At 72.7% G+C, this 17915-nt stretch carries 19 protein-coding genes; 9 read left to right on the top strand and 10 right to left on the bottom strand.

Annotated features, from left to right (window positions below; translation table 11 throughout):
- Positions 1-156: 156 nt before the first annotated feature.
- On the bottom strand, positions 157-1284 hold the full coding sequence (locus ACFV1J_RS27460) for a magnesium and cobalt transport protein CorA (protein WP_385862367.1): 1128 nt from the start codon (positions 1282-1284) through the stop codon (positions 157-159).
- A 500-nt stretch (positions 1285-1784) separates the two neighbouring features.
- Here ACFV1J_RS27460 and ACFV1J_RS27465 point away from each other — a divergent pair, with 500 nt between their 5' ends.
- Complete coding sequence (locus ACFV1J_RS27465; protein ID WP_385862369.1) at positions 1785-2369, top strand: suppressor of fused domain protein; 585 nt, start codon at positions 1785-1787, stop codon at positions 2367-2369.
- A gap of 40 nt (positions 2370-2409) precedes the next feature.
- Here the strand turns inward: ACFV1J_RS27465 and ACFV1J_RS27470 are convergent, their stop codons facing one another.
- Entirely contained in the window at positions 2410-3675 is a 1266-nt protein-coding gene (locus ACFV1J_RS27470; RefSeq protein ID WP_385862371.1) for an MFS transporter, read from the bottom strand.
- 210 nt (positions 3676-3885) lie between these two features.
- On the opposite strand from ACFV1J_RS27470, the gene ACFV1J_RS27475 reads away from it, so the two are divergent.
- From ACFV1J_RS27475 to ACFV1J_RS27485, 3 genes are all read left to right on the top strand, one after another.
- Positions 3886-4524 carry a DUF6758 family protein gene (locus tag ACFV1J_RS27475; protein WP_385862373.1) on the top strand — a complete coding sequence of 213 codons (639 nt, stop codon included), beginning with the start codon at positions 3886-3888 and terminating at the stop codon, positions 4522-4524.
- Between the two features lie 114 nt (positions 4525-4638).
- A complete protein-coding gene (locus tag ACFV1J_RS27480) occupies positions 4639-5490 on the top strand; it encodes a PHP domain-containing protein (RefSeq protein WP_385862375.1) in 852 nt (283 codons plus the stop codon).
- Positions 5491-5688: 198 nt separating this feature from the next.
- On the top strand, positions 5689-6294 hold the full coding sequence (locus ACFV1J_RS27485) for a MarC family protein (RefSeq protein WP_385862377.1): 606 nt from the start codon (positions 5689-5691) through the stop codon (positions 6292-6294).
- A gap of 205 nt (positions 6295-6499) precedes the next feature.
- Here ACFV1J_RS27485 and ACFV1J_RS27490 read toward each other — a convergent pair whose 3' ends face one another.
- Positions 6500-6652: a hypothetical protein gene (locus tag ACFV1J_RS27490; RefSeq protein WP_093485054.1), complete on the bottom strand. Its 153-nt coding sequence runs from the start codon at positions 6650-6652 to the stop codon at positions 6500-6502.
- Between the two features lie 203 nt (positions 6653-6855).
- Here ACFV1J_RS27490 and ACFV1J_RS27495 point away from each other — a divergent pair, with 203 nt between their 5' ends.
- Complete coding sequence (locus ACFV1J_RS27495) at positions 6856-7782, top strand: NYN domain-containing protein (protein WP_385862379.1); 927 nt, start codon at positions 6856-6858, stop codon at positions 7780-7782.
- Between the two features lie 100 nt (positions 7783-7882).
- On the opposite strand, the gene ACFV1J_RS27500 is transcribed toward ACFV1J_RS27495, so the two are convergent.
- From ACFV1J_RS27500 to ACFV1J_RS27510, 3 genes are all read right to left on the bottom strand, one after another.
- A complete protein-coding gene (locus tag ACFV1J_RS27500) occupies positions 7883-8344 on the bottom strand; it encodes an SRPBCC domain-containing protein (RefSeq protein ID WP_385862381.1) in 462 nt (153 codons plus the stop codon).
- A gap of 303 nt (positions 8345-8647) precedes the next feature.
- Positions 8648-9514, bottom strand: coding sequence for an alpha/beta fold hydrolase (locus ACFV1J_RS27505; RefSeq protein WP_385862383.1), 867 nt, complete (start codon positions 9512-9514; stop codon positions 8648-8650).
- 116 nt (positions 9515-9630) lie between these two features.
- Positions 9631-11850, bottom strand: coding sequence for a DEAD/DEAH box helicase (locus ACFV1J_RS27510; protein ID WP_385862491.1), 2220 nt, complete (start codon positions 11848-11850; stop codon positions 9631-9633).
- A gap of 315 nt (positions 11851-12165) precedes the next feature.
- Here ACFV1J_RS27510 and ACFV1J_RS27515 point away from each other — a divergent pair, with 315 nt between their 5' ends.
- Positions 12166-12903, top strand: a complete 738-nt coding sequence (locus ACFV1J_RS27515) for a ferritin-like fold-containing protein (RefSeq protein ID WP_385862385.1) — start codon at positions 12166-12168, stop codon at positions 12901-12903.
- A gap of 39 nt (positions 12904-12942) precedes the next feature.
- On the opposite strand, the gene ACFV1J_RS27520 is transcribed toward ACFV1J_RS27515, so the two are convergent.
- From ACFV1J_RS27520 to ACFV1J_RS27535, 4 genes are all read right to left on the bottom strand, one after another.
- Positions 12943-13233 carry a hypothetical protein gene (locus tag ACFV1J_RS27520; RefSeq protein WP_385862387.1) on the bottom strand — a complete coding sequence of 97 codons (291 nt, stop codon included), beginning with the start codon at positions 13231-13233 and terminating at the stop codon, positions 12943-12945.
- Between the two features lie 271 nt (positions 13234-13504).
- On the bottom strand, positions 13505-13732 hold the full coding sequence (locus ACFV1J_RS27525; protein ID WP_261955827.1) for a DUF3107 domain-containing protein: 228 nt from the start codon (positions 13730-13732) through the stop codon (positions 13505-13507).
- Between the two features lie 140 nt (positions 13733-13872).
- On the bottom strand, positions 13873-14514 hold the full coding sequence (locus ACFV1J_RS27530; protein ID WP_385862389.1) for a TetR/AcrR family transcriptional regulator: 642 nt from the start codon (positions 14512-14514) through the stop codon (positions 13873-13875).
- Between the two features lie 148 nt (positions 14515-14662).
- Positions 14663-14881, bottom strand: coding sequence for a hypothetical protein (locus ACFV1J_RS27535; protein ID WP_385862391.1), 219 nt, complete (start codon positions 14879-14881; stop codon positions 14663-14665).
- A gap of 181 nt (positions 14882-15062) precedes the next feature.
- Between ACFV1J_RS27535 and ACFV1J_RS27540 the strand changes: the two genes are divergently transcribed.
- The 3 genes from ACFV1J_RS27540 to ACFV1J_RS27550 all read left to right on the top strand — a co-directional run bounded on the left by ACFV1J_RS27540 (position 15063) and on the right by ACFV1J_RS27550 (position 17776).
- Positions 15063-16082: an alpha/beta fold hydrolase gene (locus tag ACFV1J_RS27540; RefSeq protein WP_385862393.1), complete on the top strand. Its 1020-nt coding sequence runs from the start codon at positions 15063-15065 to the stop codon at positions 16080-16082.
- A gap of 8 nt (positions 16083-16090) precedes the next feature.
- Positions 16091-17569: a DUF3152 domain-containing protein gene (locus tag ACFV1J_RS27545; RefSeq protein ID WP_385862394.1), complete on the top strand. Its 1479-nt coding sequence runs from the start codon at positions 16091-16093 to the stop codon at positions 17567-17569.
- A 114-nt stretch (positions 17570-17683) separates the two neighbouring features.
- On the top strand, positions 17684-17776 hold the full coding sequence (locus ACFV1J_RS27550) for an Ms4533A family Cys-rich leader peptide (protein WP_385862396.1): 93 nt from the start codon (positions 17684-17686) through the stop codon (positions 17774-17776).
- Positions 17777-17915: the final 139 nt, after the last annotated feature.

The following is a 17915-nucleotide window of genomic DNA, read 5'->3' on the forward strand; positions in this document are numbered from 1 at the left end:
CCGTTGCGCTTGCTGTGTCCTCCCGGGGGGCAACCCCCGGACCCCCGGCCGGAACCGCCGCACCCGCCAGGGCTCACAACCACCCGTTGCGCTTGCTGTGTCCTCCCGGGGGGCAACCCCCGGACCCCCGGCCGGAACCGCCGCACCCGCCAGGGCTCACAACCACCCGTTGCGCTTGAAGCCGCGGTGGATGCCGAAGCAGATGGCGACCGTGACGACCATCATCGCCGGATAGCCGTACTTCCAGTGCAGCTCCGGCATGTAGGTGAAGTTCATGCCGTAGATGCCGGCGATCATCGTGGGCACCGCGAAGATCGCCGCCCAGGCCGTGATCTTGCGCATGTCCTCGTTCTGCGCCACCGCCGCCTGCGCGAGGTTGGCCTGCAGGATCGAGTTGAGCAGGTCGTCGAAGGACAGCACCTGCTCGTTGACCCGCGCCAGGTGGTCCGCGACGTCCCGGAAGTACTTCTGGATGTCGGAGTCGACCAGCCGCATCGGCCGCTCGCTGAGCAGCTGCATCGGCCGCAGCAGCGGCGACACCGCGCGCTTGAACTCCAGTACCTCGCGCTTGAGTTGGTAGATCCGCCCGGCGTCGCCGCCCTTGGCGGAGCTCTTGGAGCCGTTGCCCTTGCCGTTGGTGCCCGAGCTGAAGACGTCGATCTCCACCTCGTCGATGTCGTCCTGGACCGCGCCGGCCACCGCCATGTAGCCGTCGACCACCTGGTCGGCGATGGCGTGCAGGACCGCGGACGGCCCCTTGGCCAGCAGCTCCGGGTCGTCCTGCAGCCGGTGCCGGAGCGCCCGCAGGGAGCCCTGGCCGCCGTGCCGCACGGTCACGATGAAGTCCCGGCCGGTGAAGCACATCACCTCGCCGGTCTCCACGACCTCGCTGGTGGCGGTCAGCTCGGCGTGCTCGACGTAGTGGACGGTCTTGAAGACGGTGAACAGCGTGTCGTCGTAGCGCTCCAGCTTGGGCCGCTGGTGGGCGTGCACGGCGTCCTCGACGGCGAGCGGGTGCAGCCCGAACTCCTTGGCGATACCGGCGAATTCGGCCTCGGTGGGCTCGTGCAGCCCCACCCAGATGAAGCCGCCGTCGGCGCGTACGGAGGCCATCGCCTCGGCCGGGGTGACGTGGTTGCTCACCCGGCGGCCCTCGCGGTACACCCCGCAGTCGACGATGGCGCTGTTGGCGCAGGCCGGGGCGGTGCTCTCGGAGCGGTACGGGGCGTCGTCGCGGCGCCGGGACGGGCGGACGGCGGCGCGCAGGTCACGGATCATCGACATGGGCGGGCTCCTTCACGGGCCGGCCGTCAACGCGGGCGCGGGGCGCAACGCTGCCCGGAACGTGGACGTACGCAGCGTCATCGGCGGTACGTCCGCAAAGCGGGCGGCGCTCCGTGCGGATGCTGACGGCGATTCGCAGAACACGGAACAAAGAGGCGAAGGCGCTCTTCCGTCATCTACATCCGGCGCAAAGGCGCTTCCCCGGTTTCGCCGCTCTGCGGCGGGGTACGGAAGCTCTCGATCAGGAGAGTGATTGCGCGAGGGGGATGACAGGAGAGCTATCGGTACTGCACGGTCGACTCGGATCCACCGCAGCCCCACCTCCTCCGGCCGGTCCCCGCTGGGGGACGAACGTCATTCCCTGACCAGACGGCAAGGCTATCAGCCGCCTGGAGCGCCACGGTGCCGCTTTGCCTGTTCCATACGAACAACAGCTCTGTCGCGCAGCGGACTCACGGACGGCCGACGGCCGGTCGGCGGACCGGCCATATGCTCGCGGCATGTCTGATGTTCTTGAGCTGGTCGAAGCCCGGCTGCGGACGAGTCTGGGCGAGCCGGACGCGCGCGCCGCCGTCACCTTCCTCGGCACCGACCGTATCGAGGTGCTCCGCTTCGTGGACAACGGGGTGGTGCGCTACGCCACGCTCGGGATGTCCGCCCAGCCGATGGCCGACCCCACGGCGGTGGTCGCGGACCCGCTGAAGGGGCCGCGCGCCGAACTCCTGCTGTCGGTGAAGGCCGGCCGCGCCGACACCGACAAGGTGCTCCGCCCGCTGGCCGTGCTCGCCGCGTCCCCGCAGGTCGAGGGCGTCGTGGTGGCGCCGGGCGCCTCCCTGGACGTGGGTGAGCCGCTGTGGCCCGGCGCGCCCTTCAGCTCGGTCCTGGTCGCCGAGTCGGGCGGGCTGATCGAGGACCTGGAGCTGGACGCTCCGATGGACCCCGTACGGTTCCTGCCGCTGCTGCCGATGACGCCCAACGAGGCCGCCTGGAAGCGGGTGCACGGGGCGGAGGCCCTCCAGGAGCGCTGGCTCGCGAACGGGACGGATCTGCGGGATCCCGCCCGTAAGGCCGTCCCGCTCGACTGAGGCGGAGTGAGCGAACTCACCAAGTGCCGCTCGGAAAACGTCAGTTGGCGAAGACCGTGACGCCGTCCCGGGTCGCGTGCTGCGGCTGGTGCTCCGTGGCGTCGTGAGCGAGGGCGTTCCGCCGTACGACGACCACCAGCGCGCCCAGCACCGCGGTGACCGCGGCGACCACGAACGGTATGTGGAGGTCGGTCCACTCCTCGATCTGCGGCGCGAGGAAGGGCGCCGCCGCGGCCGCGAACCAGCGGACGAAGTTGTAGCCCGCGCTCGCCACCGGGCGCGGGGCGTCCGACACGCCCAGCGCCAGCTCGGTGTAGACCGTGTTGTTCACGCCGATGAAGGCGCCGGACAGGATCGTGCAGACGACGGCCGTGGTGTGGTCGCCGTAGCCGAGGACGAGCACGTCCACCGCGAGCAGCACCAGCGAGCCGCCGAGCACCTTCAGCGAGCCGAACCGCGCCTGCAGGCGCGGGGCCACGAGTACCGAGAAGACCGCGAGCAGCACGCCCCAGGCGAAGAACACCGCGCCGGAGCGGTACGGGGTCAGGTGCAGCACGAACGGCGTGAAGGCCAGCACGGTGAAGAACGTGTAGTTGTAGAAGAACGCCGAGCCGGCCGCCGCGGCCAGGCCGCCGTGGCCGAGCGCCCTGATCGGGTCGAGGAGCGAGGTCTTGCGGGCGGGCCTGGGCTGCTCCTTGAGGAACGCCGTGATGCACAGGAAGCCGATCGCCATCAGCGTGGCCGTACCGAAGAAGGGGTAGCGCCAGCTGACGTTGCCGAGGGCCGCGCCGAGCAGGGGGCCGCAGGCCATGCCGAGGCCGAGCGCGGACTCGTAGAGCAGGATCGCCGCCGCGCTGCCTCCCGCGGCCGCGCCCACGATGACCGCGAGGGCGGTGGAGACGAAGAGCGCGTTGCCGAGGCCCCAGCCGGCCCGGAAGCCGACGAGTGCGCCGACCGAGCCGGACATGCCCGAGAGGGCGGCGAAGACCACCACGAAGGCGAGGCCGAGCAGCAGGGTCCTGCGGCCGCCGATGCGGCTGGAGACGAAGCCGGTGAGCAGCATCGCGACGGCGGTGATCAGGAAGTACGAGGTGAACAGCAGGGAGACCTGGCTGTGGGAGGCGTGGAGGCCCTGGGCGATCGAGGGGAGAATCGGGTCGACCAGGCCGATGCCCATGAAGGCCACGACCGAGGCGCCGGCCGTGGCCCAGACGGCCTTCGGCTGACGCAGCAGGGTGCCGCCGCCCTCGTCGAACGGATCGGCCGTCGTGCCACCGCCGTGGCCACTGCTCGTGATGCCGCTCATGCCGCGGTTCCCCTTCCCCTCGCCGAAGATCGTTGACCATTGCACATATTAAGTTAGGGGGCCTAAAAAATGCAAGCTGCAACTAGTTTTTCGGGTGGGTGGCGGGAGGCGCCGGAGTGGTCAAGTGCGCGGCGTGGCAAGTGATTCCGCACACATCGGTCGGGTGATCGTCCTTGACGCGGCGGCGGGCCTGGAGGACCGTTGGTCCTTATGAGGGGCGAACCCAGTTGCCCGAAGTGCGGAGGCCGGGTACGGGCGCCCGGTCTCTTCTCCGACACCTGGCAGTGTTCCGTGCACGGCACCGTGCATCCGCTCCAGCCGGTCGTCCCGCCGAGCGTCGAGGCGCTCGGCGTCGTCGTGCACCGCGCGCAGGTCCCCGTCTGGATGCCCTGGCCGCTGCCGGTCGGCTGGCTGTTCACCGGCGTGGCCTGTGCGGGCGACGACCGCAGCGGCGGCCGGGCGACCGCGGTGGCCTGCTCGGGCCCCGGACCGCTCGGCGGACCCGGTGAACTCCTCCTGATCGCCGAGGAACTGGGCGTCGGGCTCGGTGCGCGCTACGCCGGTATCGACGGCCCCGACCCCGGCTCCCACCTGTGTGTCGACAAACCCCCGCAGGCGAAGGTGCTGGCGGCCGGCCGGCCCACTCCGCTCTGGCAGGTGAACGCTGCGCCGCCGGACCGCGCGGTCTTCGCCGGCGAGGCGCGCGGGCTGTGGCTGTGGGCGATCGCCTGGCCCGAGCAGTCCGGGCTGCTGATGTACGGCGAACTGGTGCTGACCGATCTGCGCGAGGCGGGCGCCGAGGTGGACCTGCTGCCGTGCGGGGCGCTCTCCCCGCGCGTCCTGGGCTGACCTCGGCGGGCCGTCCGGGGAGGGGCCGCCCGCCGGCGCGGGCCGGGGTGTCCGGCGGCCCGGTTATCCTTCTGAGGTCCCCCGTCCGTCCCGCAGCAGTCTGGAGTCCGCGTCGTGCGCATCGATCTGCACACCCACTCCACGGCTTCCGACGGTACGGACACCCCGGCCGAGCTGGTGCGCGGCGCCGCGGCCGCCGGGCTGGACGTCGTCGCGCTGACCGACCACGACACCGTCGCCGGCCACGCCGAGGCGCGGGCCGCGCTGCCCGAGGGGCTGACGCTGGTCACCGGCGCCGAACTCTCCTGCCGGATCGACGGGGTGAGCCTCCATATGCTCGCCTACCTCTTCGACCCCGAGGAGCCCGAACTCGCCCGCGAGCGGGAGCTGGTCCGCGACGACCGGGTGCCGCGGGCCCGGGCCATCATCGACAAGCTCCGCGAGCACGGCGTCCCGGTCACCTGGGAGCAGGTCGCCCGGATCGCCGGCGACGGCGCCGTGGGCCGCCCGCACATCGCCACCGCCCTCATGGAGCTGGGCGTCGTCGGCTCGGTCAACGAGGCCTTCGACTCCTGGCTCGCCAGCGACGGCCCGGCGTACGTGGAGAAGCACGAGCTCGACCCGTTCGACGCGATCCGGCTGGTCAAGGCCGCGGGCGGGGTCACCGTCTTCGCGCACCCACTGGCCGTCAAGCGCGGCAGGTGCGTACCGGAGAGCGCGATGGCCGAGCTCGCCGCGGCCGGCCTGGACGGCATCGAGGTCGACCACATGGACCACGACGCGCCGACCCGCGCCCGGCTGCGCGGGTTGGCCGCCGACCTCGGCCTGCTGACCACCGGCTCCAGCGATTACCACGGCAGCCGCAAGACCTGCCGGCTCGGTGACCACACCACCGACCCCGAGATCTACGGGGAGATCGTGCGCCGCGCCACCGGCGCCTTCCCGGTCCCCGGCGCGGGCGGCTGAGCCCCGCCGCGGGTGACGACCGCGCGCCGCACCGAAGGCGCGCATCGTGCCGCCCGCCCGCCGGTCCGCGCCCCGCGCGCCGTACCGGCTCCCCCCGTCCTGTTCTTCCGTCGTCTCTCCCGGGCCCGCGCACGCCTCGTGCCGGCCCGTGACCGCCCCGATTTCCGCTCGTCCGTACCACCTCTCGCAAGGCCAACCATGTTCGACGTCGCCGTCTTCAGCACCCTTTTCGTCACGCTTTTCGTGATCATGGACCCGCCGGGGATCACCCCGATCTTCCTCGCCCTCACCTCCGGCCGGCCAGCCAAGGTCCAGCGCCGGATGGCCTGGCAGGCCGCCGCCGTGGCGTTCTGCGTGATCGCCGTCTTCGGGCTGTTCGGCCGGCAGATCCTGGGCCGGCTGCACATCTCGACGCCCGCGCTGATGATCGCGGGCGGACTGCTGCTCCTGCTGGTCGCGCTGGACCTGCTGACCGGGAAGTCGGAGGAGCCGACCCAGACCAAGGACGTCAATGTGGCGCTGGTGCCGCTGGGCATGCCGCTGCTGGCCGGGCCCGGTGCCATCGTGTCGGTGATCCTCGCGGTGCAGCACGCGCACGGGTTCGCGGCCCAGGTCTCCGTATGGGCGGCGATCGCGGCGATCCATGTGGTGCTGTATCTGGTGATGCGGTTCTCGCTGGTGATCATCCGCGTGATCAAGGACGGCGGGGTGGTCCTGGTGACCCGGCTGGCGGGCATGATGCTGTCCGCGCTGGCCGTGCAGCAGATCATCAACGGCGTGCTGCAGGTCATCCAGGCGGCCTGAGGCGGCGGGGCCGCACCCGGGGCCCCGTGTGCGCGTCGGCCCCTGCCCCGGGGCCCTGCACGCGCCGCCCCCTGCCCCGGGGTCCGGTGCGCGCCGGTCCCTGACCCAGGGTCCTGGGCGCGCCGCCCCTAGGTACGGCAGCGCCCCCGTACGGCATGTTCCGTACGGGGGCGGTGCGGCGTCGGTGGCCTTCGGCGGCCAGGGATTAACGGGCGGCGGTGTCGGCCGGGCGGATGTAGATGCGCTGGCCGGTTGCGGCGGCCTGCTGCACGATCCGGTTGACGGAGGCGGCGTCCACGACAGTGCTGTCCACGGCCGTGCCGTCGACATCGTCCAGGCGCATGATCTCGAAGCGCATCAGGCTTCTCCCTTCGTCGGAATCCTCCTGCGGAGAACGTGAGTGAGACGGAATGAGGGGCCTCGTCGCCCGTCCTTCCGTACCGGTACAACGACCCGCACCCTGCAATCATTCCCTACGCTAAAGAAATTTTTCGACGGTCTAAATACTCGCAGGTAGAGCGGTTGTGCCCGCCGAGCGGACGCCCGGACAATGGGTCCGGTATGAACGACCTCCAGCCCCCGGGCCCCACCGACCTCGCCGCGCTCGCCGCCGGGATGGCGCGCACCAACGAGCTGCTCGCCCGGGTCCTCAACAAGGTCGGCACGACCCCCTCGGTGCACGCCGCCTTCGTCGACGCCGGCTATGTCTACGCCGCCGCGGGGAAGCTCGTCGCCGGCACCGAGGACCGCAAGGGCTTCGAGCTGGACGCCGAGGGGATCATCGAGGCCTTCATCGACCGGGCCCGGACGATCTTCCCGGACAGCCGGCTGCTGCGGGTCTACTGGTACGACGGCGCCCGCCGCCGCCTCCACACCCCCGAGCAGCAGCGGATCGCCGAACTGCCGGACGTGAAGGTCAGGCTCGGCAACCTCAACGCCAACAACCAGCAGAAGGGCGTCGATTCCCTGATCCGCTCGGACCTGGAGTCGCTGGCCCGGCACCGCGCGATCACCGACGCGGTGCTCATCGGCGGCGACGAGGACCTGGTCTCCGCGGTCGAGGCCGCCCAGGGCTACGGCGCCCGGGTACACCTGTGGGGCATCGAGGCACCGGCCGGCCGCAACCAGGCCGAACCGCTGCTGTGGGAGGCCGACAGCACCCGCGTCTTCGACCTGGACTTCTGCAAGCCCTACGTCACCCGGCGGACCGGCATCGACGTCACCGAGCAGCCCGGTGGCGAGGGGCCGGCGCCCGGCCGGGAGGAGGTCCGCTTCGTCGGCGCCCGGGTCGCCGCCCAGTGGCTCGCGGAGCGCGGCCGGGAATGGGCGGCCGGACTGCTGCCCGGACACCCGTACCTCCCCGGCCCCGTCGACCAGGAGCTGCTGACCGCCGCCGAGGCGCTGCTGCACCACTCCCTGCGCGGCCACGCCGACCTGCGCCGGGTGCTGCGGGACGGCTTCTGGGAGCACGTCCAGGGACAGCTCTAGGGGAGAACCTCGGGGACAGCTCCTGGGGCACCTCAGGGACAGCTCCGGGGCGCCCCTCACGGACAGCTCCGGCGGAGACCCCGGGCAACGCTGGAGCGGCTCAGGCCCGGGCGAGGAGGCCCGCGAGCCGGTCGAAGAAGCTCGACCAGCCCGCCTCCGCCTGCTGGTACTGCTCCGAGGTGAGATTGCCGCCGAGCTGCCGGAAGGCCATCTCCGTCCGGTCCCCGAGATCGCTCAGGGTCACCCTGATCAGTTCGCCCTCCGAACTGCTCGGCGCATAGGCGTCGTTGAGCGTGAACTCCAGCCGCTCCGGCGGTACGACCTCCCGGTACACCCCGGAGAACGGCAGCTCACTGCCGTCCGGGGAGTGCATGACCAGACTCCACGTCCCACCCGGCCGGACGTCCATCGTCATCCGCTCGACCGGCACCGTGAGCTCCCCACCGAACCAGTACGCGAAGTGCGCGGGCGTGGTCCAGGCCTCGAAGACCAGATCGCGGCGGGCGTCGAAGGTGCGGGTGAGCGCGATGCCGTGCGGATCGTCCTGGGGGTTCTCGGTCATGTCGGGCCCTTCGTCGGCAGCCGGTGCCGGACGGGCCGCCCGGGCCCGCCCGTTTCCTTTCGATGCTCGCCGAACCGTCCGGCGCTGTCCCGACGACACCCCGCCGGATGCCACTGCCGGACGCCACCGCCGACGCCACCGCCGTCCGGCCGGACCCGTAGGGGAGACCCTGATGCACGGCCGGACCCGCACGGGACTCCTGACGCACGGCCGGACCGTACGGAGCCCCTGACGCACGGCCGGACCCGTAAGGGAGACCCCGACGCACGGCCAGGGACGGCCCCCGGCCCCGGGCCCCGGGTGCTAGCCCACCCCGCTCCAGAAGCCGGTCAGCGCCTCGGCGGTCTTCTCCGGGCGTTCGACGTTGGGGGAGTGCTCGGCGCCCTCGATGACGGTGCGCCGGGCCGACAGCCGGCGCGCCATGTCGTCCATCGACGGCACCGGCCAGGCGTAGTCCAGGGACCCGGAGACGACATGCACGGGGAGCCCGGTGCGGGCCAGCTGCGCCACCCGGTCGGGCTCCGCCAGCATCTGCCGGCCGGTCGCCATCAGCTGCTCGGGGACGGTGTTCAGCCAGCGTCGGTGCAGGAACGCGCCGATCTCCGGCGGGGTCTCGGCGTCCGCCGCCTCCGGCGGGTCCAGCTCGCGCATCGCCCGCCAGACGTCCTCCATGCCGAGCGAGCCGAGCGCGTCGATCAGCATCCGCACCCGGGTCTGCTGGGAGGTCTCGATGGCCCCCGGACCGGAGCTGAGCACGGTGAGCGAACGGAACGGGGCGGCGTCGAGCAGCACCGCGGCCCGGGTGATCAGGCCGCCCAGCGAATGCCCGAGCAGATGCAGCGGACCGTTCCCGGCCTGCTGCACGGCCCGCGCCTGGGCCAGTACGTCGAGCGCCAACTCCCGCTGTGCGTAAGCCCGTTCGTCCCGCGGGCCGGGGGACTCGTGCTGGCCGCGGCCGTCCACCGCGACCGCCCGGAACCCGGCCGCGGCGAGCGGCGACAGCAAGGCGATGAAGTCCTCCTTGCTGCCGGTGAAACCGGGCACCAGCAGCGCGGTCCCGATCGGCGCGCCGTCCGGCCGGGCCTCATGGACGGCGAACTCGCCGCGGTCGGTGTCGAGTCGGTACGCGCGGGCGCACGGGGGCAGCGTGAGGGTGGGCGGCCTGCTCATGGAGTGAGGTTATCCGGGCCGTCCGGGAAAACCGGGCCGGGACGCCGAACGACCCGGCACCCGCGGGGAGCGGGGCCGGGTCGTCCGGTCGATCGGGCCGGTCGGGCCGTACGGCGTCAGTCGGCCGGCTGGGCGGCGACGGCCTTACGGGTCCGGGTGCGCTTCGGCCTGGCCGGAGCCTCCTCGCCGTCGACGGCGGCGGGGGCCGCGGCCACGGTCTTCTTGGCGGCAGCGGTCTTCGCCGCTGTCTTGCGCGTCCGCTTCGGCTTCGCCGGCGCCTCCTCCGCGACCACGGGGGTCTCGGTGGTGGTGGCCTTGGCCGCGGCGGTCTTGCGGGTCCGCGTCCGCTTCGGCTTGGCGGGCGCCTCATCGGTGCCCTCGACGCCGTCCACCACGGCCTCGGCGGCCTCGGTGGTGGCCGGCTCGGCGGCGGCCGCCTTACGGGTCCGGGTGCGCTTCGGCTTGGCCGGCGCCTCCTCGGTGCCCTCGGCGGTGTCCACCACGGCCTGCGCGGCCTCGGCGGCGTCCGTCGCGGCCGGCTCGGCGGCCTTGCGGGTCCGGGTGCGGGTCCGCTTCGGCCTGGCCGGGGCCTCGGTCACCTCGGCCGGGGCGGCGGCCGGGGCGGCCTCGGCGACCACGTCGGCGGACTCCGTGGCCGGCGCCGGGGCGGTGCCCGCCACCGGGATCGTCGCCCCGGTCTGCGCGCCGCGGGTACGCCGGCGCCGGCGCGGCTGCCGCGGTTCCGCGGACTCCTCACCGGCCGCGGTGCCCTCGGCGGCATCGAGCGACCCGGTCGCCTTCGTCTCGGAAGCAGCCGGGTCGTCCACCGGCGCGCCGCTGCGGGTACGGCGGCGCTGCCGCGGTGTACGGGTGCGCTTGGGGCGCTCCTCCTCGACGGCCGCGCCCCGGCGGGGACCGCGGCCGCGGCCGCCGGTCTCGCCCAGGTCCTCGACCTCTTCCGCGGCGAGCCCGGCCCGGGTGCGCTCGGCGCGCGGCAGCACGCCCTTGGTGCCCTCGGGGATGTTGAGCTGCTCATAGAGGTGCGGCGAGGTGGAGTAGGTCTCCTCCGGCTCGTCGAACGGCAGGTCCAGCGCCTTGTTGATCAGCTTCCAGCGCGGGATGTCGTCCCAGTCGACGAGGGTGATCGCGGTGCCCTTGGCGCCCGCCCGGCCGGTGCGGCCGATGCGGTGCAGATAGGTCTTCTCGTCCTCGGGCGACTGGTAGTTGATGACGTGCGTCACACCCTCGACGTCGATACCGCGGGCGGCGACGTCGGTGCAGACCAGGACGTCGACCTTGCCGTTGCGGAACGCGCGCAGCGCCTGTTCGCGGGCGCCCTGGCCGAGGTCGCCGTGCACCGCGCCGGACGCGAAGCCGCGCCGGGCGAGCTGGTCGGCGATGTCCGCCGCGGTCCGCTTCGTACGGCAGAAGACCATGGCCAGGCCGCGGCCCTCGGCCTGGAGGATGCGCGCGACCATCTCCGGCTTGTCCATGGAGTGCGCGCGGAAGACGTGCTGGGTGGTGTTGGCGACGGTCTGGCCCTCGTCGTCCGGCGCGGTGGCGCGGATATGCGTGGGCTGCGACATGTAGCGGCGGGCCAGGGAGATGACCTGGCCCGGCATGGTCGCGGAGAACAGCATCGTCTGCCGCTTGGCCGGCAGCAGCTGGATGATCTTCTCGACGTCGGGCAGGAAGCCCAGGTCGAGCATCTCGTCGGCCTCGTCCAGAACCAGGCTCTTGACCTGGGAGAGGTTGAGCTTCTTCTGGCCCGCGAGGTCCAGCAGCCGGCCGGGCGTGCCGACGACCACGTCGACGCCCTTCTTCAGCGCCTCGACCTGGGGCTCGTAGGCCCGGCCGCCGTAGATCGCCAGCACCCGGACGTTGCGGACCTTGCCGGCGGTGAGCAGGTCGTTGGTGACCTGCTGGCACAGCTCACGGGTGGGGACGACGACGAGGGCCTGCGGCGCCTCGGTCAGCTGCTCGGGCTGCGAGCGGCCCGCCTCGACGTCCGCCGGAACGGTGACCCGCTCGATGAGCGGAAGTCCGAAGCCCAGGGTCTTGCCGGTGCCGGTCTTGGCCTGGCCGATGACGTCGTTGCCGGAGAGGGCGACGGGGAGCGTCAGCTCCTGGATCGGAAAGGGGGAAACGATACCGACGGCTTCCAGGGCCTCGGCGGTCTCGGGGAAAATCCCGAGGTCTCGAAACGTAGACAGAATCTTGCCTCTTCTGTGAGACGCGGCGTGAGGCGGCGAAGGGGGTCGTACCGCACCGTCGCACGGTTTCGTACGGGGCCGGCCTGATGGGGCCGGTGGCGCGGGACCACTGCCAACGCTCAGGCGCTCCTGCCGCGAGCGGTGTGCCTCCTGCTGTGCGTACGTCTACGTACGCGCCGCGGGGGAGGGCGGTCGGTTTGGAGCCGATCGGGCCACCGACCGGGCATCCGCTTCGTGGAACGACCCACCGATACTCGGCAGGTCCAAATACCACTGTACCCCGGATGCGGCGCCCCCATCCGAAGGCGTGTATGAGTGAGGAATACGTCACGTCCCCGCGCACCGCCCCCGCGCCGGTCCGGCGGGCCGATCGGACGGGTGAACGGAACTGGCTGACCAGGGCCTTCCCCGCGGCGCCGCGCGGGCTATTGTGCCGCCATGGGAACGCCTGACAACGCTGCGGCTGACACGCAAGAACACACCGGGATCGCCGCCCAGAACTGGGTGCAGGCATCCGCCGACCCGCACTACCGGGCCGCCGTGATCGATCTGCTCGGCGCGCTCGCGTACGGCGAGCTGTCCGCCTTCGAGCGCCTGGCGGAGGACGCCAAGCTCGCGCCGACGATGGACGACAAGGCCGAACTGGCCAAGATGGCCTCGGCCGAGTTCCACCACTTCGAGCGGCTGCGGGAGCGGCTGTCGCAGATCGAGGCCGAGCCGAACGAGGCGATGGAGCCGTTCGCCGCCGCACTGGACGAGTTCCACCGCCAGACCGCGCCGTCGGACTGGCTGGAGGGCCTGGTCAAGGCGTACGTGGGCGACTCGATCGCCAGTGACTTCTACCGCGAGGTCGCGGCGCGGCTGGACGCCGACACCCGCGATCTGGTGCTGACCGTGCTGGACGACACCGGGCACGCGTCCTTCGCCGTGGAGAAGGTACGGGCCGCCATCGAGGCCGAGCCGCGGGTCGGCGGACGGCTCGCGCTGTGGGCCCGCCGGCTGATGGGCGAGGCGCTCTCCCAGGCCCAGCGGGTCGTCGCGGACCGCGACGCGCTGTCCACGATGCTGGTGGGCGGGGTCGCCGACGGCTTCGACCTGGCGGAGGTGGGCCGGATGTTCTCCCGGATCACCGAGGCGCACACCAAGCGGATGGCGGCGCTGGGCCTGGCGGCCTGACGGCCGACGCAGGACGTCCGAGGAAGGGCGCCGGGCGCTTCAGGCCGTCCGGTGCCCCTTCAGCGTGGCGGCCGGCCGCCGAAGACGGTTGCGCGGCGGGCGCACCAGGACCGAGAGCAGCGCGGCACTCACGGCGACCGCGGCGAGCATCACCTGGACGGGATGCCCCGCACCGAGGATCGAGCGGGTCAGCAGCGCGCCGAGCAGGGCCGCGACCGGGCCGGTCGCCAGGGTGAGACCGCGCGCGGGGAAGCGGTCGGGCAGCCGGCGCATGGCGACGACCGCGATGGCGAGGCCGATGGCCACGGCTCCGAGCGCTTCGAAGATCATGCTCTTCCCTCCCACGTTCCGTGCGAACTCCGGGCACCACGCCGGTGGCGGGGTGTGTCGATCCGTCGGGCGAACAAATCGGTCGTAGGCGGTCGTACCCAGGGGGCGGCGGCAGCAACCCTCGGTGCGCCGCTCCGCTGCCCGATCAGCGCAGCGGGCCGGGCACCCGGCGCGGACCGGGACGGACTACGGGAAAAGGCGGCGGCCCAGGGGAACGCGTCCCCCGGGCCGCCGCCCTCGTTCTTGGCGGGCGCCGTGCGGCGCCCGTCGATCAGAGCGCGCCGAATCCGACCTTGCGGCCGGCCGGCTCGCCGATCTCCACGTAGGCCACCCGGTCCGCCGGGACCAGGATCTTGCGGCCGTGTTCGTCCGCCAGCTTGAGCAGCTCCGACTTGCCGGCCAGCGCCTCGGCCACCGCCCGCTCGACCTCCTCGGCAGACTGCCCGCTCTCCAGAACGATCTCGCGGGGTGCGTGCTGCACGCCGATCTTGACCTCCACGGCTTTTGTCCCTCCGACGATCTGGGGGTCCCCCAGCACCGCTGGGGGAGGATGCGCGGTCATCCGCGCCGTACGCAGCACACATTAGCCCGGTACGGGGACGGGCAGGACGCCGTGGAACACGCCCGCAGCGAACAGGGTCAGTGCGTGTCGCTGCCGTGCAACGGGAAGCCGGCGATGCCCTTCCAGGCGAGCGACGTGAGCAGGGCCACCGCGGTCTCCCGCGGGACCGCGCTGCCGGAGGAGAGCCAGTAGCGCGCCACCACCTGGGAGACACCGCCCAGGCCCACCGCGAGCAGCATCGACTCGTCCTGCGACAGGCCGGTGTCCTCGGCGATCACCGCGCTTATGGCCTCGGCGCACTCCAGCGACACCTTGTCCACCCGCTCGCGGACCGCCGGCTCGTTGGTCAGGTCCGACTCGAAGACCAGCCGGAAGGCGCCGCCCGGGTCCTCGACGTACGCGAAGTAGGCGTCCATCGTGGCCGCGACCCGCTGCTTGTTGTCGGTGGTCGACGCCAGCGCCGAGCGCACCGAATGGAGCAGCGCCTCGCAGTGCTGGTCCAGCAGCGCCAGGTAGAGCTCCAGCTTCCCCGGGAAGTGCTGGTAGAGCACCGGCTTGCTGACGCCGGCCCGCTCGGCGATGTCGTCCATTGCCGCGGCGTGGTAGCCCTGTGCGACGAAAACCTCCTGGGCCGCGCCCAGAAGCTGGTTCCGCCGGGCGCGGCGTGGCAGGCGTGTGCCCCGCGGGCGTGCGGCCTCGGTCTGCTCGATGGCGCTCACGCTGCCTCCCAGAAATCGTTCCCTACGCGGCCAGTACAAGGTGGTGCACCGCGCCCGCCATCGTACTTTTGGGTAACCCGGCTGTGCGCGGTCAAGGCCGAGAATTTCTCTCCGGCCCCGCCGCACCAATGCGACATAACGTCCCAGGTCATCGGTATTCGTCTTCGTTCAGCTCGACGACCCGGGCCTGCTCGGCGAGGTCCGCCTCGTTCGCGGCGGACGGGTCGATGCGGGTCAGCGCCTCGTCGCGCTGCGGTGCGAGATCGGCGTACTGCTCCTGGGCGTCCGCCTCCGGCGCCTCCACGTCGAATTCGGCGGTGTCGCTGTCGTCCACGAAAGTGTCCGGGTCGGTCGGGTCGACACGCATGATGACTGCCTTTCTCGGTGCTTCCTCGCGTGCTCGCTATGTCGGCTGGTGCCTGACAGGAAAGCAGGGCCGGGGCGGCCGCCCCTGCCTACGAGCCTAGGAGAGCGGCCGCGACGGCGCGATGCGGTGTGTGACCGCGAACACACAATTGGGGGTGTGATCGTCTCGTAACATCGACTCCATGTCTTCGACCGAGTCGCCGGACACCGCGACCACCGCCCTCCCGGTGCCCCCGGCCGGCCCTGGTCGGCCCGGCGCGGCGGAGACGGTGCGCACCGTGCGCCTGCCGGGCCTCACCCTCACCGTACGGGCTCCGGAGGGGCGGCCCGAAGTACGGGGCGACGGCGACGCGGGGTCGGCCCGGGAGCGCGAGCCCGCGCTCTACGTCCACGGCCTCGGCGGATCCTCGCAGAACTGGTCGCAGCTGATGCCGCTGCTCGCCGACCGGCTGGACGGTGAGGCCCTCGATCTGCCCGGTTTCGGGCACTCCCCGCCGCCGGCCGACGGCAACTACTCCGTCTCCGCGCAGGCCCGCGCGGTGATCCGGCACCTCGACGCGGCCGGCCGCGGCCCGGTCCACCTCATCGGCAACTCCATGGGCGGCACCACGGCCACCCGCGTGGCGGCCGCCCGGCCGGATCTGGTCCGCACCCTGACGCTGATCTCGCCGGCCCTGCCCGAGCTGCGGCCGCAGCGCACGGCGGTGCCCACCGCGCTGCTCGCCGTCCCCGGTGTCGCCGGCCTCTTCGCCCGGCTCACCCGCGACTGGACCGCCGAGCGCCGCACCCGCGAGGTGCTGTCCCTCTGTTACGGCGATCCCGGAAGGGTGACCCCCGAAGGGTTCGACACCGCGGCCGCCGAGTACGCCCGGCGGCTCGAACTCCCTTATTTCTGGGAGGTGATGGAGCGTTCGACGCGGGCGCTGGTGAACGCGTACACGCTCGGCGGGCAGCACAATTTGTGGCGTCAGGCCGAACGCGTGCTCGCCCCCACCCTTCTCGTCTACGGTGGACGCGATCGCCTGGTCTCCCTCCGGATGGCCCGGCGGGCGGCCGCGGCGTTCCGCGGTGCGCGGCTGGTGACACTGCCGGAGGCGGGGCACGTGGCGATGATGGAGTACCCGGAGGCGGTGGCGCGTGCCGTCCGCGAGCTGCTCGATTCCGGGATGACCGAAGTGACCGCTGATCCGGGCAGGAGCTGACACGCCCCGTGGGACGTCATAGCCGCCGAGACCGGCCGGAGGCCGAAGACCCCTCGCAGTCCGCGACGCCGCCCGGCCACGGTCCGCCGGCCGGCCGGGCACCCGCCCCCGGCCCCGGTCCGGGCCGTCGCCGGCGCGAGCCGGCCGGGGGTGACACGGTCCGCGGCGGCCACCCCGAACAGCGCGAACCGGGCGGCGCCTGGGGTGCGTTCCCGGGCGTGCCGACGTCCCCGATGACGCCCGGGACCGCGCCCGGACGGACCGCGCCCGGGATGCCCGGGCAGGCCGCGCCGCGGATTCCCCGGCCGCGGGCGGAGATGGCCGGCGCGCCGCCGATGGCCGCACCGGGCACCGGTCGCGGCCCGCGACGGGATTACGTGGACGCCTTCGACGCGGCGTCGTACGCCCGGCGGCCGGCCGGCCCCGACGGCCCGGCCGGCGCGCTCGCCGCGGACGGCGCCGACGACGATGTCTTCCGGGCCGGTGCGCCCGGCGCCGTCCGTACACCCGTCGGCTCCCCGGCGTACGGCCGGCCGGACGCGGCAGGCGTACGGGTGCCCGGGCCCGCCGCCGGGCCCGCGGGGACGGTGGTGGACCACGGCCCCGACGAGGACTTCCAGGACGACGACTTCCCGGAGGGCGCGGACGCCACCTTCGACGAGGCGCGGCACGGCGCCCGCAAGGGCGGCAAGGGCCGGACGTTCACCGGCGCGGCGGCCGCCGCGGTCACCACCGTGCTCGCCGTCGTCATCGCCGGCCAGGTCGCCGAGCAGCACAAGGACGGCGGCGACCCGCAGGCGCGCAGCGGCAACGACCGTACCGACGCGGCCGGTGACGAGGCCTCGCGCTCGCACGCCCGGCCCACCCAGGACGCCAAGCCCGCCGGCTACGACGAGCAGATGGCGCAGGTCTTCCCGCTGGACGCGCATATGACCGCGACCGGCCGCTTCAAGCCGGTCGGCGGGAACGCCGAGGCGCCCGGCCACGGCAAGGTGCTGCGCTACCGCGTCGACATCGAGGAGGGACTGCCGCTGGACGGCGCGCTCTTCGCCGAGGCGGTGCACAAGACCCTGAACGACGACCGGAGTTGGGCGCACGGCGGGCAACGCACGTTCCAGCGCGTGGCCTCCGGCCCGGCCGACTTCGTGGTCACCCTGGCGAGCCCGGGGACCACCGCGAAGTGGTGCGCCAAGTCCGGTCTCGACACGTACGAGGAGAACGTCTCCTGCGACTCGGCGGCCACCGACCGGGTCATGATCAACGCCTACCGGTGGGCGCAGGGTGCGAAGACGTACGGGCCCGACAAGATGCACGCCTACCGCCAGATGCTGATCAACCACGAGGTCGGCCACCGGCTCGGGCACAACCACGAGGCCTGCACCCGGCAGGGCGCGCTCGCCCCGGTGATGATGCAGCAGACGAAGTTCCTGACCACGGACGGTGTGACCTGCCGGCCCAACTCCTGGCCGTATCCCACCGCACGCTGAGACCGAGCGGGTAGGGGGACCGGCCGGGAGTGCGTCGCCGTCCTGGCTGAGACGAGGCGTCTCTCATCGTGAGACACCTTGCCAGGATGCGAACTTCCGTTCCATCATCTGCGCATGCCGCACCGCCACGCCACCGACCACGCCGCCATCGAGCTGGCGCTGATCGGCGTGTCCGTGCAGTCCGTGGCCGACATCGACTGTCGCTGAGGCCCACCCGGTTCCGTAGAGGCGCCCGCCTCCGGACCGGGTCACTTCCCCGCGTGAAACGCGTCCCCACCGGCATGCCCGTATGCCGGTGGGCACCTCCCGTAACGCATCCGCAGGGGCGGCCTCGTGTGCCCGCACA

The organism is Streptomyces sp. NPDC059649 (genome assembly GCF_042734445.1).
Lineage (GTDB): Bacteria > Actinomycetota > Actinomycetes > Streptomycetales > Streptomycetaceae > Streptomyces.